Genomic DNA, 17,229 nt, shown 5'->3' with positions numbered 1-17,229 from the left:
CCTACAAGCCATTTGCTCTAATTGCTGGCAATGCGATAACCGGCCTGGCCAGCTTCAGCCGCCAGTTTTGCCCACACCTGGCAACAGCTACCGCCCGTCACTGGCTCAGCACTGACAATTGCCAGCGAATACACTGGAAAACTGCACAAAGCGCCGCTAGAATTGCGCACTTTTTGATCAACGGACATGCTTCGTGTCCGCCGCTCGTAGCCAGAGGTTTGCCCCATGTCCACCACCGCCCCGAAAGTCGGATTCGTTTCACTGGGTTGCCCCAAGGCCCTGGTGGACTCCGAGCGTATCCTGACCCAGTTGCGTATGGAAGGTTATGAGGTCGTGCCGACCTACGAAGACGCCGACGTGGTAGTGGTCAACACCTGTGGTTTTATCGACAGTGCCAAGGCTGAGTCGCTGGAGGTGATTGGCGAAGCCATTTCGGAAAACGGCAAGGTCATTGTCACTGGCTGCATGGGCGTTGAAGAAGGTTCGATCCGCGAGGTTCATCCAAGTGTGCTTTCGGTCACTGGTCCGCAGCAGTACGAGCAAGTGGTCAATGCCGTGCATGAAGTGGTACCGCCACGCCAGGATCACAACCCGCTGATCGACCTGGTGCCGCCACAAGGCGTCAAGCTGACGCCCCGCCACTATGCCTACCTGAAAATATCCGAGGGCTGTAACCATAGCTGCAGCTTCTGCATTATTCCGTCGATGCGAGGCAAGCTGGTCAGCCGCCCGGTTGGCGAAGTGTTGAGCGAAGCTGAACGTTTGGTTAAAGCCGGTGTAAAAGAGCTGCTGGTTATCTCCCAGGACACCAGCGCCTACGGCGTTGATGTGAAGTACAAGACCGATTTCTGGAACGGCCGGCCGGTCAAGACCCGCATGACAGAGATGTGCGAGGCGCTTTCAAGCCTGGGCGTTTGGGTACGCTTGCATTATGTGTATCCATACCCGCACGTCGACGAACTCATCCCCTTGATGGCCGCCGGCAAGATCCTGCCTTACCTGGATATTCCGTTCCAACACGCTAGCCCGAAAGTGCTCAAAGCCATGAAACGCCCGGCCTTTGAAGACAAAACCCTGGCGCGAATCAAAAGCTGGCGGGAAATCTGCCCGGAACTGACCATCCGCTCGACCTTTATTGTTGGCTTCCCCGGCGAAACCGAGGAAGACTTCCAATACCTGCTCGACTGGCTGACAGAGGCTCAACTCGACCGCGTAGGCTGCTTCCAGTACTCCCCGGTTGAAGGCGCACCTGCCAACCTGCTCGACGATTTGGTGCCGGACGATGTCAAGCAGGATCGCTGGGATCGCTTCATGGCGCATCAACAAGCTATCAGCACCGCCCGCCTGCAACTGAAAGTCGGCAAAGAGATGGATGTGTTGATCGATGAAGTCGACGATCAAGGCGCCGTGGCTCGCTGCTACGCCGATGCCCCGGAAATCGACGGCAGCGTATTTATTGCCAGCACCGACGTAAAACCGGGCGATAAGGTCCGGGTAGTGATTGTCGATGCAGACGAATACGACATGTGGGCCGAACTGGTCTAAACCCACGAACGGTTAAGCCAGACGCCATGAAAAAGCCGCGATAATCGCGGCTTTTTCATGGCTGATATTTGCCAACAATGGCTATTTTTTGCAATTGGGTTCGCTGGTGAATGTCTTGGAGACATCGACCAAGCCCAAGTGCTCGATGGTGCTACGGCCAATCAGCACGGGATAGTTCATCTTGCCACGGTTTTTCAGTGAGAACTGTTCCTTGTAGACCTGGTCGCCAATGCACATGCTCATCATCACCACCGGACGACGCTCTGAGCCGCCGGCACCGCGCACTTTAATATTGCGCACGACTTTGCGCTCAACCTCCATGGTTTTCAGCTTGCCGGTATCAGTGTCTTTGAGCTCAATATTAAAACGTACCCATTCATCGCCATCTTTGCTAAACCGGTCCAGGTCCTTGGCATCCATTGATGACGTCTTGGCGCCAGTGTCGAGTTTGATCTTGACGGCGATGCCTTCCGGCTCGATCTCACCCTCTTCAACCCAACCAAAAACCTTGGCCGACTGAGCTGCAACGACCGGCCCGGCAAGGCCCAACGCGAAAACAGATATGGCTAGTGCTTTTATATACGACAATTTCAAAGTGATGCCCTCATTGAGTGAGCAGCCTGCATGCAATGCACTCTCGCATGTGGAAACACTGTGAAGTACAGGCCGTATTGCCAAGGCTGCTGTTGATGGGCATGCCCCAGGCGCAGCGCTTATTGCACGCCGCACCAGGGGGTAGACAAGTCAAACGCGCAATAGCTCCCTTGCGCGAGCCTGAACATTAGCCTTGTGGCTGCTCCTTGACCCTGAACCAGGCTGCATAGAGCGCGGGCAGAAATAGCAACGTCAAGGCCGTCGCGACAATCAGGCCGCCCATGATCGCCACCGCCATCGGCCCGAAGAAGATGCTGCGGGACAACGGGATCATTGCAAGCACCGCAGCCAACGCAGTCAGGGCGATGGGACGGAACCGCCGTACAGTGGCATCGATAATTGCGTTCCAGCGGTCTTGCCCGGCACTGATGTCCTGCTCGATCTGGTCAACCAGAATCACCGAGTTGCGCATGATCATGCCCGACAGCGCGATGGTGCCGAGCATGGCGACGAAACCAAAGGGCTGGTTGAACAGCAACAGGAACAAGGTCACGCCAATCAGCCCCAGTGGCGCAGTGATAAACACCATCGCCGTGCGCGAGAAGCTTCTCAGCTGCAGCATTAGCAAGGTCAAGACCACCACGATAAACAGCGGCATGCCAGCATTGACCGATTTCTGACCTTTGGCCGAGTCTTCGACCGTACCGCCGACGTTCAACAAATAACCCGCTGGCAGCTGCTCGCGCACTTGCTCAAGCGTCGGCAATATTTGCTGGATAATGCTTGATGGCTGCTCCTTACCGTAGACATCGGCGCGCACCGTGACCGTTGGCAAGCGCTCACGGTGCCAGATGATGCCTTCTTCAAAGCCATACTCCAGCGTTGCCACTTGTGACAGCGCAACGCTCTTGCCGCTGCTGGTCTGGATCGCCAGGCTCGGCAGCATGTCCAGGCTACGGCGCTCCTGATCGGTGCCGCGCAGGAGTATCTCGATCAATTCGTCATCATCGCGGAACTGACTCACGCTATTACCCACCAGGGTAGAGCGCAAAAAGTTGGCCACATCCTCAGACGTAATGCCAAGGGCCCGAGCACGAGACTGGTCGATATTGACCCGCACGACTTTGCTTGGCTCTTCCCAGTCAAGGTGAACATTGGTTACGAAGGGGTTTTCACGCACCTTGACCGCAACCTGTCGCGCCAACGCCCGCACCTTGTCTATATGTTCCCCCGAAACCCGCAGTTGAATCGGATAACCCACCGGCGGCCCGTTTTCCAGGCGCGAAATGCGTGTGCGCAAGGTCGGGAATTGCTCATTCATGGTTTTAATCAGCCAGCTGCGGATTTCCTCACGCTGCTCGATATTCTTGGTCAGCACCACAAACTGGGCAAAACTCGCAGCCGGTAGCTGCTGGTCAAGCGGCAAGTAAAAACGCGGAGAACCCGTGCCCACATAAGCCACGTAGTTATCGATGCCATCATGCTCTTTAAGCATGTCTTCCAGGCGACTGACTTGCGCTTCGGTGGCGCGCAGGGAGGCGCCTTCGGCCAGCTTCAAATCGACCATCAATTCAAGACGATTGGACGCAGGGAAAAACTGCTGCGGAATCAGTTTGAACATCGCCAACGAGGTCAAAAACATCGCCACGGTAATCACGATGACGGTTTTTCGGTGACGCACGCACCAGGCGATGGTGCGCCGTACACGTCGATAGAATGGCGTTGCATAGGGATCGTGCCCGGTTTCGCTGCCGCCGTGTTTGAGTGCGTGCAGCTTGGCCAGGTCTGGCAGGAACTTGGCCCCCAAGTAAGGTACGAAGACCACCGCCGCAATCCACGAAACCAGCAGGGCAATGGACACCACCTGGAAGATCGAACGGGTGTATTCGCCGGTTCCGGACTGCGCGGTAGCAATTGGCAAGAAGCCAGCAGCGGTAATGAGCGTGCCGGTCAGCATTGGAAAAGCCGTGCTGGTCCAGGCGAAACTTGCGGCCTTGAGGCGATCGTAGCCCTGCTCCATTTTGATCGCCATCATCTCAACCGCAATGATGGCGTCATCCACCAGCAAGCCCAGCGCCAGCACCAGCGCGCCCAAAGAGATTTTATGCAGGCCGATACCAAGGAAGTACATGGTGGCAAAGGTCATGGCCAATACCAGCGGTATTGAAAGCGCCACCACCAGACCGGTGCGAAGGCCCAGGGAGAAAAAGCTCACCAGCAATACGATGACCAGCGCCTCGGCCAGCACCCGGACAAACTCACCGACTCCCGTCTTAACCGCCGCAGGCTGGTCAGATACCTTGTGCAGTTGCATGCCTGCGGGCAGGGTTTGTTGAATCCGCGCGAATTCATTTTGCAGCGCAGCCCCCAGTTGCAGGATGTCGCCACCGTCCTTCATCGCCACGGCAATACCGAGCGCATCCTCCCCCATAAACCGCATGCGCGGTGCAGCAGGATCATTGAAACCGCGCTTGACCTCGGCCACATCACCCAGGCGAAAGGTGCGGCCAGCGACACGAATCGGGAAGTTACGAATTTCCTCGGGGGTTTTGAATCGCCCGTCTACACGAACCTGGACACGGTCAGTTGGTGTTTCAAAGAAGCCAGCGGTGGTCACCGCGTTCTGCTGGTTAAGCGCTTGTTGCACTGCAGCCAAGGACAAGCCCAGGGTCGCGGCTTTGGTATTTGACAGTTCGATCCAGATCTTTTCATCCTGCAGGCCGAGCAAGTCTATCTTGCCGACATCCTTGACCCGCTGCAGCTGCAGTTGAATCCGGTCGGCATAGTCCTTCAGGATGGGATAATCAAAGCCCTTGCCGGTCAGCGCATAGATATTGCCGAAGGTGTCACCGAACTCATCATTGAAGAAAGGCCCCTGGATACCCTGTGGCAAGGTATGCCGGATATCACCGACCTTCTTGCGGACCTGGTAATAAAGCTCTTTGACTTCATCGGCCTTGAGATAATCACTGGCCAGAAAGGTCACTTGTGATTCGCCGGGACGCGAGTAGGAGATCAACTTCTCGTACTCACCGGTTTCCATGAGTTTCTTTTCGATGCGGTCGGTAACCTGCCGCGAAACTTCCTCAGCAGAAGCGCCTGGCCAATTGGTGCGAATAACCATGGCCTTGAAGGTAAACGGCGGGTCCTCGCTCTGGCCTAATTTGGTGTAGGACAGCGCTCCGATAACACTCAATAGAATCATGATGTAGAGCACAAGCTGCCGGTTTTGCAAGGCCCAGCGCGAAAGGTTGAAATCCATGGGATTACTCCTTCGCCGTCAGCTTGATCGCGCGATTCTCACGGTCCAGGGGCTTGACCTGCTGCCCCTCCTGCAAGACTTGCGTGCCGGCCGCAACAACCCAGTCATCGGCCTTGAGTCCAGCCAGAACCGGCACCGAATTGTCACTGTAGGGGCCAACGCGAACGGCTGTTCGCTTCAAGGTCGAGCTTTGCGGATCAACCACCCAGACATATGGCTTGCCCGCATCCGCGGTTAAAGCCGAGAGCGGAATGGCCAGGGCAACTTCCCCCTCACGGGCAATAAACACCCGGGCGCTCTGCCCCAGTTCGGCAGGAATATCCCCTGCGTCAAATGCAACCCGGGTCGCAAAGGTGCGCGATTGCGCATCAGCGGCTGGCGACATCTCGCGGATATGCCCATTAAAGCGCTTGCCGGGTTGTGACCAAAGCTCTATCTCGACCGGCTGGCCAACAGGATAACGGCCGTACGCCTGCTCGGGCAGATCAATACGGACTTCACGTTCACCGTCTGCAGCCAATGAAAATACAGTCTGGCCGCCGGCAACAACCTGTCCAACCTCGACGAAACGCTGGGCAATGACACCATCTTGCGAGGCCGCCAGCACAGCGTAGCCACTCTGGTTATTGGCGACATTGAAATCAGCCTGGGCCTGCTTGAGACGGGCCACACCCGCGCGATACAGATTTTCCGCATTGTCATACTGCGAACGGCTGACCAGTTGACGCCCCTGCAGGGTTTTGTAGCGGTCGCGCTCGGCCTTGACCAGTTGCAGGTTCGCCTGGGCCGAAGCCACCTGTGCGCGGGCTGACTCAAGCTGCAAACGCACATCTTGTGGGTCAAGCTCAGCCAACGCCTGGCCTTTCTTGACGCGATCGCCCACATCTACCTGGCGCTTGATCACCTTGCCGCCGATGCGGAATGCCAGGTCGGGTTCATAGCGTGCGCGTACTTCGCCCGGATAGGTATCCATTAGCGCAGTGGAAGGCACGGGCTGGACCACCATTGCAGGGCGTATCACCGATTCGGTTTTCTCACCATTACCACAGGCCGCAAGGACAGCGATGAGACTCAGGGGAAGCGCAGTTCGAAAGACATGTTGGAACATGACCGTTGGCCTTTCAGGAAAGTTTTAGAATATTTATACTGAGCGGTATAGTATAAATACCAAACTCACCAGTCCAGTATTAAAAATCGCCAATGCCAAACAAGTTGTTACAGTCAAACGGCCCAGGTCGCCCAAAGGATCTCGCAAAACGCAGCGCTATTCTGGAAGCGGCAAAAACGCTGTTTCTGCGCAACGGCTATGACGGCAGCAGCATGGATGCGATCGCCGCAGAGGCAGGCGTATCCAAACTCACGGTGTACAACCACTTTACAGACAAAGAGACGCTGTTCTCGGCGGCTGTCCAGGCCAAATGCGAAGCGCAGATACCTGAACTGCTGTTCGAGCTGCCCGATGAAACCCCAATAGAATCAATCCTGCTTAAGGTCGCACTCGCCTTTCATACGCTGATCAACAGCCGTGAGTCGATCGAGTTGCACCGGGTCATGGTCAGCCTAAGCGGCCAGGACACCAAGCTCTCGAAACTGTTTTTCGAGGCCGGCCCCCAGCGCCTGCTCGACGCCATGCAGCGTTTGCTGGAGCGGGCCAATGCCAGCGGTAAATTAAAAATCGACGATACACATATCGCAGCCGACCAGTTTTTTTGCCTGATCAAGGGCGGGGCCAACTTTTGTGTGTTGATCGGTCTTGAGGAAGCGCTAGAAGGCGACGCGGCACTGGAACATATTGAGCAGCACGTCGCCATGTTCATGCGGGCCTACCGCCCAGACTAGCCGTTCGCAGATCACGGGGCCTTACTTGCCGGCGGGAACCAGCTTCTTCAGCGGATAGATATCGTAGCGACTGGATTTGCCTTCAAGCGCATAACCAGGCTTTGCACCTTCCACGACCGGCGCTTTACGCGGACGCTTGACCACCACTCGATGGGTCGCCAACTGCAGTGCCGCCGCCAGCAAGGCCGGGGCATCCATGTCATCCCCGACGAGTGGACGAAATACGCGCATTTCTTTTTTGACCAGGGCACTTTTGTCGCGATGGGGAAACATCGGGTCCAGGTAAATCACCTGTGGTCGCTCGCCCTGCCAATCATTGATCAGGCTAATCGCATTGCCAAGATGCAAGCGCATACGTGCGGTAATCGGCGCTACATCCGGGTCATGCCCGGCACGGACCAAGCCATCCTCAAGCAGCGCAGCGATCAATGGCTGGCGTTCGATCATGTTCACCATGCACCCCAGGCTGGCCAGCACGAATGCATCGCGACCAAGCCCGGCAGTGGCATCCAATATCGACGGGCGCACACCTGCCTGGATGCCCACCGCCTTGGCGATCATTTGGCCGCTACCGCCGCCAAAGAGACGCCGGTGGGCTACAGCGCCCTCGACAAAATCCACCCGCACCGGCCCAGGCGCTTGCGGGCCGAGTTCGACCAACTGCAAGCCGCTATCGGCCAGTTGCAGAGCAAAGGCCGCATCTCCCGTCTGCGGCAGGCCCAGCCGCGCCGCCCATTGCGCGGCGTCCACGGCTAAATGAGGCGCCAACGCATCCATGCGGACTGCGGTGCCGTGTTTGTCTTCGCTCATCAACATCTGCTCGTCTGCATCTGGATTGGGCTTGGCTGCGCAAAAAAGACCCGCGCCTATTGGAACGCTATTTTGCCAGAGCCTAACGGCTATAGGTGAGTCATGTGCTCAACCCGCTCGCTTCAACAACCTCAGGTTTGGGGTTCTTGGATTTTTTTCAGCCTGTCCTGTAATAAATCCGCCCATCTCTTCTCTGTATCAGCAGACGCGCAAGTTGAGCAAAAGGTTATCTATCCCCTTTTGACCGAGTTGCTGCGTTCAAGGCGATAGCCGCATCCATCGTCATCCCTGAGTTTGACTCTATGCATCCAACGAACGGAGATTCACCTTTATGAATGCTAAAACCCGTACAGTTTCTGCTGCTAGCCTCGCACTCGCATTGGGCGCTGCCGTGGCACTGTCTTCTGCCGCTGTCACCACTGCTCACGCCGCCGACAACGAAAAATGCTTCGGTATTTCCCTCAAGGGTAAAAACGATTGCGCAGCAGGCGCTGGCACCACTTGCGCGGGCACTTCAACAACCGATTACCAAGCCAACGCCTGGAAATATGTCCCAGCAGGCACCTGCGAAAAGACTGAATCCGCGACTTCGCCAACAGGCTTTGGCCAACTGACCGAGTACAAGCCAAAGGCTTAAACACAGCCGATTCGGAGCGCCGCACATGACATCAAGCATATTGCCCCATGCCACAGGCGTTCCTGATCATGGACCAACCTTGCCTAAACAGGTGGGGTTGGGCCTAAAAACGCAACACATCCAACAGATTCTCAATGAAAAAACCGACATCGGCTTTTTCGAAGTACACGCTGAAAACTATATGGTTGCTGGCGGGCCTTTTCATCATTACCTAACCCAGATTCGCCAGCGCTATGCCTTGTCGATTCATGGTGTTGGCCTGTCGATCGGCTCTGAACAGGCCATAGACGAAAATCACCTGAACCGTTTGGCCGAATTACTTGACCGCTACCAGCCGCAGGCTTTTTCAGAACACCTGGCCTGGTCGAGCCACGACGAGAATTTTTACAACGACCTGCTACCCATTCCCTACGACCAGGCCACCCTGGCGCGAGTCTGTGAGCACATTGATCGCATTCAGGAACGCTTGCAACGGCGCATGCTGCTGGAAACCCCCTCGACCTATGTTGAATTTTGCCAATCGAGCATGAGCGAGACCGATTTCATCAGCACGGTCATCAAGCGCACTGGCTGTGGCCTGCTGCTCGACGTCAACAATGTGTATGTGTCCTGCGTCAATCACCATTGGGATGCGCAGCAATACATAGACGAACTGCCGCTTGAGGCGGTGGGCGAAATCCACCTGGCAGGTTTTGCCGAGGACCATGACAGCCTGGGCGAACGCTTGCTGATAGATGCCCATGGCACGCCTATAGACAATGCTGTCTGGACGCTCTACGGCGATGTTCTTGCCCGCACCGGTGCACTGCCGACATTGATCGAGCGGGACAACGACATCCCATCCCTTGCGGTCCTGCTGGCAGAAGCGCAACAGGCTCAAGGGCTGTTGGCGCAGCATTCACTTGTGCCGGAGCATGCATGACCATGGGCTACCAGCACGAGCTCTCCAACGCACTGCTCAAGGTGCAGCACCCCTGCCCTGGGCAACTTAAAACCTGGAATGGTTCAGCCAGCGACAGCCGCTTTGCGGTGTACCGTAATAATGTGATCAGCTCATTGATCAATGCGCTGGCCGACAACTTTCCTGTGACCCTGCAGTTGGTGGGTGATGAGTTTTTCCGCGCGATGGCCAGTGTCTTTGTCCGCGAATTCCCTCCGCAGTCGCCTGTTCTGGCTTGTTACGGCGCAAGCTTTGCCCGGTTTATGGAGGTATTTCCCCCAGCCCAAGGCCTGCCCTACCTGGCGGATGTGGCACGCCTCGAGTTTGCCCGCATCCAGGCCTATCACAGTGCCGATGTAGCCACATTGGGCCCGGAACACCTGGCGCAAGCCCTGGCTGATCCAGCGGCACTCGAGCAGATGAGACTCACCCTGCATCCATCGCTTGCGGTACTTAATTCGCCCCATGCGATTGTCTCGCTATGGGCCGCGCACCAAGGCCATGTCGATATCGCCAGGGTCAATCCGAATACCCCCGAGCATGGACTGATACTGCGCAACCGAATGGAAGTTGAAGTGCTGCAGATATCAACCGCCGCTGCACTTTTTCTTGGCGCACTGATGGACAGCCATCCCCTTGCGGAGGCGGCCGAGTACGCCATTGCCTGCGAGCCCGAGTTTGACCTGACCCCATTGCTGGCCCACCTGATTCAAACAGGTGCAATCACCCGCTATAGCCTTTCCAACTCTGCTGCCTAACAAGGATGCATCATGACTGAATCAACCCACCCACAGGCTCCTGCGCCGGTACGCATGGTCGGCAACGCGATCGAGCTGTTCAAGCAGATCCCGTATAGCCTGATTGCCTTAATCGGTCGCTTTGCCATTGCAGCCGTGTTTTGGAAATCCGGACAAACCAAGGTGTCGGGCCTTGAAATCGATATAGTCTCGGGCACCTTCACACTGGGCATCCCTACACTCTCCCCCTCGGCAATTCCATTATTCACGGAAGAATATAAATTGCCCTTTTTATCCCCTGAACTTGCAGCCACCCTGGCTGCAGTTGGCGAGCATGTGCTGCCGGTTTTGATTCTGTTTGGCTTTGCCACACGCTTCTCCGCGCTCGGCTTGCTGGTGATGACCCTGGTTATCCAGCTGCTGGTCTATCCAAGTGCCTATCCGACTCATGGGGTATGGGCTGCGGTGCTGTTGATCCTGATGAGCAAAGGGCCTGGAATATTTTCTATAGACCACCTGATTGCACGGCGCTATGGTTACAACTCCTGAATCCGGCTACGGCTATTAGATGAACCTGCTTATTCGGCATGCCCTGCGCATCATGATTTGCCTGACACTCGCCTTTAATGGCGTGGTGCAGGCACAGATGCGTTTGCCATGCCCAATGGGTAACACCAACCCAGCGCAACACCAGGCCATGGAGTGCTGCGCCGAGCAGATGAGCATTGCTGAAAAATTCTGCAAAAGCGGCCTTGAATGCCAGGCCAATAGCATCATGGTTCAGGTTCTAAGCATTAAGTCCCCGGTAAATTTTGCTCATCAGCCGCCTATCCTGGCGCAAAACAACTTCATTGCATCCACCTCCCCCGACAGTGTTTGGCGCCCTCCCCGCGCCTGATTCCTCTTCTATGTATTGAGTTCCAGCCGGGTTGGTCCCGGCGGGGCGCTGCGTGTCTGGCTTTCCGCTTTTTGGGGCCGCACTGGGCGCGACTTCAACATGATCGGAATCACTGCAATGAAACTTCGATATCCATGCCTGCGCACACTGGCGTCGGCATTCGTGGCTGTGCTTGCCACGCAACTCAGCGATGGCGCCTACGCCTTGAGCCTCGCAGAGGCAATGCGAGAGGCAGAACGTGATGCTCCCTCACTAGCCGCTCAAGCGGCTCAGCTTGAGGCCGCACGCAACAATGCAATTCCCGCAGGCGAATTGCCTGACCCAAAGCTACTGCTTGGCTTGCAAAACTTCCCCATCAATGGCCCGGATCGCGGCGAACTCAATGCTGTACCCATGACATCGACCAAGATTGGCGTGATGCAGCAAATGCTCAACAGCGACAAACGTGGAGCACGGATCGACACGGCCAAAGCCAGCGTCGAGCGCGCCAGCATAGAAGCGCAAATTGAGCGCCTGAATGTACGCCGTGAAACCGCAATGGCCTGGATTTCGACCTTGGCGCTTGAACGCAAGATAGCCCTGTTCAAGACGCTGTACGCAGAAAACCAACTGCTTGGCAAAGCTGTTCAGGCGCGTCTTGCCAGCGGCAATGGACAGACTGCCGACGCAGTCGCACCGAAAATCCAGGCGGCAATGCTTGAAGAGCAAGAGGACCAGCTACACCAGGAACTCGCCCAACAACGCGCCGCGTTAAGGCGCTGGGTCGGACTGCGAGCGAATGAGAAGTTGACAGGATCAATGCCCAACTGGCCTGTGGATGCGCAGCACTACACACATAACCTCGCGCGCCATCCCGAGCTTGCGGCATACGAGCCAATGGCCCGCGAGAAAGAAGCTCAGCTTCGCCAAGCCAAGGCCGAGAAAAAGTCCGACTGGAGCTGGGAAGTCGCCTACCAGAACCGAGACCAGGATTTCGGAGACATGGTCAGCTTGCAACTGAGCATTGATCTCCCGGTCTTCAGTGGCTCACGCCAGGACCCAAAGATTGCCGCACGCCACTCCGAGCTGGACAAGATCGAAGCTGAGTATCAGGCCCAGCTGCGCATGCACACCCAGCAGTTAGAGGACAACCTTGCGACCTACCAACGCCTGGACCGTGCCTTCAAGCGCAACCAGGCAACCTTGATTCCACTGGCCAGAGACAGGCTCAAGCTGGCAATGGCCGACTACCGCGCCGCTCGAAACCAATTGTCAGCCGTAATCAGCGCGCGCCAAGGGCTTATAGAGGCGCAACTGAAACAGATTGATATCGAACAACAGCGGGCACTTACCAGCGCTCGCCTGTATTTCACTGACATAGAGGCTGGCCTGTGAATACCAAACCCCTGATTTTCAGCAGTCTGTTACTTGCTCTCGGCGCAACCGGCGGTTACTGGCTCGCCAGCAAAGACCACTCGCCCCAGATGCCGGGCCCGGCCGCCACTGCGGAGAAAAAAGCACTGTATTGGTACGACCCTATGTTCCCGCAACAAAGGTTCGACCAACCCGGCAAGTCGCCCTTCATGGACATGCAACTGGTGCCCCGTTACGAAGAGGACGGTGGCGATATCGCTGGTATCAGCATTGATTCAAGCGTCACGCAAAACCTTGGCATGCGCCTGGCAACAGTGACATTGGGCTCGCTTGATCGCGAGATACAAGCTGCGGGCATCCTGACCCTGAACAATCGTGATGTTGCGGTGGTGCAAGCACGTAACACAGGCTTCGTCGAGCGTGTGTATGCACGCGCAAACCAAGATGTAATTGCCGCAGGCGCCCCACTGGCGGACATACTGGTTCCGGATTGGATCAGCGCCCAGGAAGACTACCTGGCACTGCGCAACAGTGGCGAGCCCAACCTGGTGGCCGCTGCCAAGCAACGCATGCGACTGGTCGGCATGCCCGCCAGCCTTGTGGATAAGGTCGAACGCAGCGCGAAACTACAGCCGCTGTGGACAGTGACCAGCCCGATTGCCGGCATGATAGAACAACTCGATGTTCGCCAAGGCATGACGGTTTCCAGCGGAATGAGTCTCGCCCGCATCAACGGCCTGGACAGTATCTGGCTCGATGTCGCGATTCCAGAAGCGCAGGCTGCGCATTTGGCGACTGGGCAAGCTGTTGAGGCATATTTGCCTGGGCTTGCTGGGGAGGCAATCAACGGCCGCATCAGCGCAATCTTGCCACAAGCTGATTTACAGTCTCGCACCCTGCGCGTACGCGTTGAGCTGGACAATCCGCAAGGCAAGCTGCGCCCAGGGCAAAGTGCCAACGTACGACTTGCGCAAATCGCCACTGAACCCAGGTTAGTGGTGCCGAGTGAAGCCGTTATCCGCAGCGGACATCGCGCCCTGGTGATGCTGGCGACGGGAAATGGTCGCTACCAGCCCACACAAGTCATGCTCGGCCAGGAGAATGGCCAGCAAGTCGAAATCATCCAGGGCCTGGAGGCCGGCCAACAGGTTGTCGTCTCCGGTCAGTTCCTGCTGGATTCGGAAGCCAGCCTGCGTGGCATCGAGATCACGTCGCTCGACGACCCGCAAACACAGGCCCCGAAGCGCGCATTGCACCAGGCCGAAGGCGAAATCATCAGCCTGGACACAGACAGCATCACCCTTGCCCACGGCCCTTTCAAGACATTGTCCATGCCAGGAATGACCATGCAATTCCCGGTTGCAAATGCTCGCTTACTCGCAGGCTTGAAGGCTGGAGATCGCGTGCGCATAGCCGTGAGTGAAAGCGATAACGGCCTGCTGATCGAACAAGTACACCCCATGGAAAAGGCGGTGCAACCATGATCGCAGCTCTGATTCGCTGGTCGATCGGCAACCGTCTGCTGGTGCTGCTTGCCACTGTTTTTGCAACTGTCTGGGGCGTTTGGTCAGTGCAAAATACGCCAATCGATGCCCTGCCCGACCTGTCCGACGTCCAGGTCATCATTCGCACGCCATACCTCGGCCAGGCGCCACAGATTGTCGAGAATCAGGTGACCTACCCTCTGACAACCACCATGCTGTCGGTGCCGGGAGCCAAGACAGTGCGTGGCTATTCCTTCTTCGGCGACAGCTATGTCTATGTCTTGTTCGAGGACGGGACAGACCTGTATTGGGCGCGCTCGCGGGTGCTTGAATACCTCAGCCAGATCCAGGACAAGCTGCCTGATGGAGCCAAGCCATCGCTTGGGCCAGACGCAACCGGGGTCGGCTGGATTTATCAGTATGCGTTGGTCGATCGCAGCGGCAGGCATGACCTCGCGCAGTTGCGCTCACTGCAGGACTGGTTTCTCAAGTTCGAATTGAAGACCCTGCCCAATGTGGCCGAGGTCGCCAGTATTGGCGGCATGGTCAAGCAATATCAGGTGCAGCTCGATCCGCTGAAGATGGCCCATCTTGGAATCACCCAGCGCGAGGTGACCGATGCAATCGGCCAGGCCAATCAGGAAACTGGCGGCTCGGTCATGAGCCTCGCCGAAACCGAGTTTATGGTCAGGGCCTCGGGTTATTTGAATACGCTCAACGATTTCCGCGCCATCCCACTGCGTCTGGATGCCAACGCAGTGCCCATTACCCTGGGAGATGTAGCCAGCATCCAGATCGGTCCGGAGATGCGCCGGGGTATCGCTGAGCTTGACGGTGAAGGTGAAGTGGCAGGCGGCGTGGTTATCCTGCGCAGCGGCAAGAATGCGCGCGAGACCCTGACTGCGGTCAAGGACAAGCTGGAATCACTCAAGGCCAGCCTGCCGCCCGGGGTCGAAATAGTCACCACCTACGACCGCAGCGAGCTGATCGACCGGGCCATTGATAACCTTGGCTTCAAGCTGCTCGAGGAGTTTATCGTGGTGGCACTGGTCTGCCTGGTATTTCTCTTGCACCTGCGTTCCTCATTGGTGGCAATTGTTTCGCTGCCAATCGGTATCCTGGTCGCATTTATCATCATGGGCCAGCAAGGTATCAACGCCAACATCATGTCCCTGGGCGGCCTGGCCATCGCCATTGGAGCGATGGTCGATGCAGCCGTGGTGATGATCGAGAACGCCCACAAAAAGATTGAGGCATGGCATGCCAGACATCCCAATCAGACTCTAAGCGGCAAACAGCATTGGCAAGTGATCAGCGATGCCGCCATCGAGGTTGGACCTGCGTTGTTTTTCAGCCTGCTGATAATCACCTTGTCGTTTATTCCGGTCTTTACCCTGCAAGCCCAGGAAGGTCGGCTCTTTGCCCCCCTGGCTTACACCAAGACCTATTCGATGGCAGCCGCCGCCGGCTTGTCCATTACCCTGATCCCGGTGCTGATGGGCTACTGGATTCGCGGAAAAATCCCAAGCGAGCAACACAATCCGATCAACCGAGGCTTAATCAAAATCTACCAGCCAGCGCTTGACGCGGTACTGCGCAAACCCAAAACAACCCTGGTGATTGCCACGCTGATCTTTCTCAGCGCCGCTTGGCCAGCGTCACGCCTGGGTGGGGAGTTTTTACCGCCCTTGGATGAAGGTGACCTACTCTATATGCCATCGGCGCTACCGGGGTTGTCCGTCCAGAAAGCCGCAGAGCTGCTGCAACAGACCGACCGCCTGATCAAGACGGTACCGGAAGTCGCTCGCGTTTTTGGCAAAGCTGGACGGGCTGAAAGTGCCACCGACCCGGCGCCACTGGAAATGTTTGAGACAACCATTCAATTCAAGCCGCGCGATCAGTGGCGCGAATCCATGACGCCGGAGAAGTTGATCGAAGAGCTTGATCGCGCCGTAAAAGTGCCAGGGCTGAGCAACATCTGGATTGCGCCCATTCGCAACCGTATCGACATGCTCGCAACGGGCATCAAGAGTCCGATCGGGGTCAAGGTGGCGGGCACCAACCTGCTGCAAATCGACCAGGTCACCCAGGCCGTCGAGCACGTTGCCAAGCAGGTCGATGGCGTCAGCTCCGCACTGGCCGAACGGCTCACCGGCGGACGCTATATCGATGTCGATATCAATCGCCAGGCGGCTGCACGCCATGGCTTGAATATCGCGGATGTCCAGGCAATAGTCGCCAGCGCCATTGGCGGGGCCAATGTCGGTGAAACCATTGAAGGGCTCGCCCGCTACCCGATCAATGTGCGCTATCCGCGTGAATGGCGCGACTCGTTGAGCCGTCTGAAAAGCCTGCCGATCTACACCGCCCAAGGCAGCCAGATCACCCTGGGCAGCGTTGCCGAGCTAAAGATAAGCGATGGTCCGCCCATGCTGAAAAGCGAGAATGCGCGTCCTTCCGGCTGGGTTTACGTGGATGTGCGCGGACGGGATTTGTCGTCGGTGGTGGCCGACTTGCGCACCGCGATCAACCAGCAGGTAACCCTGCAACCCGGCATGAGCCTGAGCTATGCCGGGCAATTCGAGTTCCTGCAACGTGCCAATGCACGCCTGAAGCTGGTGGTACCGGCCACACTGATGATTATCTTCGTGCTGCTGTACCTGACCTTCACGCGCTTGAAAGAGGCGTTACTGATCATGGCCACACTGCCCTTCGCCCTCACGGGTGGTATCTGGTTTCTGTACCTGCTCGATTACAACCTCTCGGTCGCAACCGGCGTCGGCTTTATCGCCCTGGCCGGAGTGGCCGCCGAGTTTGGCGTAATCATGCTGCTGTACCTGAAAAACGCCTGGTTTGAGCGCTTGCAACAAGGACGAGAGGACCAAGGCGCTCTGCTGGAGGCGATTCGCGAAGGGGCTGTGCAGCGCGTACGTCCCAAGGCGATGACAGTGGCGGTGATCATTGCCGGCTTGCTGCCGATCATGTGGGGCAGCGGCACCGGCAGCGAGGTGATGAGTCGTATCGCCGCGCCAATGGTTGGCGGCATGATCACCGCACCGCTGCTGTCGCTACTGGTGCTGCCAGCGGCCTATCTATTGATGAGTAAAAAGCGCGGAGGTTGAAGGAGCAA

Annotated in this window: 15 protein-coding genes; 10 read left to right on the top strand and 5 right to left on the bottom strand. The window is 57.0% G+C overall.

The genetic code is table 11. The annotated features are described in order from the left end of the window. Positions 1-17 precede the first annotated feature (17 nt). Positions 18-188 carry a hypothetical protein gene (locus tag CHB79_RS21985; RefSeq protein ID WP_157998228.1) on the bottom strand — a complete coding sequence of 57 codons (171 nt, stop codon included), beginning with the start codon at positions 186-188 and terminating at the stop codon, positions 18-20. Between the two features lie 37 nt (positions 189-225). Between CHB79_RS21985 and rimO the strand changes: the two genes are divergently transcribed. After that, complete coding sequence (gene rimO / locus CHB79_RS01675) at positions 226-1,545, top strand: 30S ribosomal protein S12 methylthiotransferase RimO (RefSeq protein ID WP_010484810.1); 1,320 nt, start codon at positions 226-228, stop codon at positions 1,543-1,545. Between the two features lie 81 nt (positions 1,546-1,626). On the opposite strand, the gene rloA3 is transcribed toward rimO, so the two are convergent. The 3 genes from rloA3 to CHB79_RS01660 all read right to left on the bottom strand — a co-directional run bounded on the left by rloA3 (position 1,627) and on the right by CHB79_RS01660 (position 6,509). Next, complete coding sequence (rloA3, locus tag CHB79_RS01670) at positions 1,627-2,139, bottom strand: retropepsin-like aspartic peptidase RloA3 (protein WP_029529386.1); 513 nt, start codon at positions 2,137-2,139, stop codon at positions 1,627-1,629. A gap of 187 nt (positions 2,140-2,326) precedes the next feature. Continuing rightward, on the bottom strand, positions 2,327-5,401 hold the full coding sequence (locus CHB79_RS01665; protein ID WP_089358689.1) for an efflux RND transporter permease subunit: 3,075 nt from the start codon (positions 5,399-5,401) through the stop codon (positions 2,327-2,329). A gap of 4 nt (positions 5,402-5,405) precedes the next feature. Continuing rightward, positions 5,406-6,509, bottom strand: coding sequence for an efflux RND transporter periplasmic adaptor subunit (locus tag CHB79_RS01660; RefSeq protein WP_089358688.1), 1,104 nt, complete (start codon positions 6,507-6,509; stop codon positions 5,406-5,408). A 92-nt stretch (positions 6,510-6,601) separates the two neighbouring features. Between CHB79_RS01660 and CHB79_RS01655 the strand changes: the two genes are divergently transcribed. Beyond that, positions 6,602-7,240, top strand: coding sequence for a TetR/AcrR family transcriptional regulator (locus CHB79_RS01655; RefSeq protein WP_089358687.1), 639 nt, complete (start codon positions 6,602-6,604; stop codon positions 7,238-7,240). 21 nt (positions 7,241-7,261) lie between these two features. Here CHB79_RS01655 and CHB79_RS01650 read toward each other — a convergent pair whose 3' ends face one another. Further along, positions 7,262-8,017, bottom strand: coding sequence for a class I SAM-dependent methyltransferase (locus CHB79_RS01650; RefSeq protein ID WP_425439573.1), 756 nt, complete (start codon positions 8,015-8,017; stop codon positions 7,262-7,264). A gap of 364 nt (positions 8,018-8,381) precedes the next feature. On the opposite strand from CHB79_RS01650, the gene CHB79_RS01645 reads away from it, so the two are divergent. From CHB79_RS01645 to CHB79_RS01610, 8 genes are all read left to right on the top strand, one after another. Next, positions 8,382-8,687 (top strand): BufA1 family periplasmic bufferin-type metallophore, encoded by a 306-nt coding sequence (locus tag CHB79_RS01645; protein ID WP_010484798.1) that lies wholly within the window; start codon positions 8,382-8,384, stop codon positions 8,685-8,687. A 25-nt stretch (positions 8,688-8,712) separates the two neighbouring features. Beyond that, complete coding sequence (gene bufB, locus CHB79_RS01640; RefSeq protein WP_089358686.1) at positions 8,713-9,609, top strand: MNIO family bufferin maturase; 897 nt, start codon at positions 8,713-8,715, stop codon at positions 9,607-9,609. Positions 9,610-9,611: 2 nt separating this feature from the next. Then, on the top strand, positions 9,612-10,385 hold the full coding sequence (locus CHB79_RS01635) for an HvfC/BufC N-terminal domain-containing protein (protein ID WP_425439571.1): 774 nt from the start codon (positions 9,612-9,614) through the stop codon (positions 10,383-10,385). Between the two features lie 12 nt (positions 10,386-10,397). Beyond that, positions 10,398-10,913: a DoxX family protein gene (locus CHB79_RS01630; RefSeq protein WP_089358684.1), complete on the top strand. Its 516-nt coding sequence runs from the start codon at positions 10,398-10,400 to the stop codon at positions 10,911-10,913. 19 nt (positions 10,914-10,932) lie between these two features. Further along, positions 10,933-11,262, top strand: a complete 330-nt coding sequence (locus CHB79_RS01625) for a hypothetical protein (RefSeq protein ID WP_089358683.1) — start codon at positions 10,933-10,935, stop codon at positions 11,260-11,262. 117 nt (positions 11,263-11,379) lie between these two features. Continuing rightward, positions 11,380-12,636 (top strand): TolC family protein, encoded by a 1,257-nt coding sequence (locus CHB79_RS01620; protein WP_089358682.1) that lies wholly within the window; start codon positions 11,380-11,382, stop codon positions 12,634-12,636. Then, positions 12,633-14,099 carry an efflux RND transporter periplasmic adaptor subunit gene (locus tag CHB79_RS01615; RefSeq protein ID WP_089358681.1) on the top strand — a complete coding sequence of 489 codons (1,467 nt, stop codon included), beginning with the start codon at positions 12,633-12,635 and terminating at the stop codon, positions 14,097-14,099. The genes CHB79_RS01620 and CHB79_RS01615 overlap by 4 nt, the downstream gene beginning before the upstream one ends. Beyond that, positions 14,096-17,221 (top strand): efflux RND transporter permease subunit, encoded by a 3,126-nt coding sequence (locus CHB79_RS01610; protein ID WP_089358680.1) that lies wholly within the window; start codon positions 14,096-14,098, stop codon positions 17,219-17,221. Before CHB79_RS01615 ends, CHB79_RS01610 begins: the two co-directional genes overlap by 4 nt. Positions 17,222-17,229 lie beyond the last annotated feature (8 nt).

This window comes from Pseudomonas segetis, from assembly GCF_900188155.1.
In the GTDB taxonomy this organism is placed as follows: domain Bacteria; phylum Pseudomonadota; class Gammaproteobacteria; order Pseudomonadales; family Pseudomonadaceae; genus Aquipseudomonas; species Aquipseudomonas segetis.
Note: the sequence above shows the minus strand (reverse complement) of the source record. Positions and strands in the feature narration are given on the sequence as shown.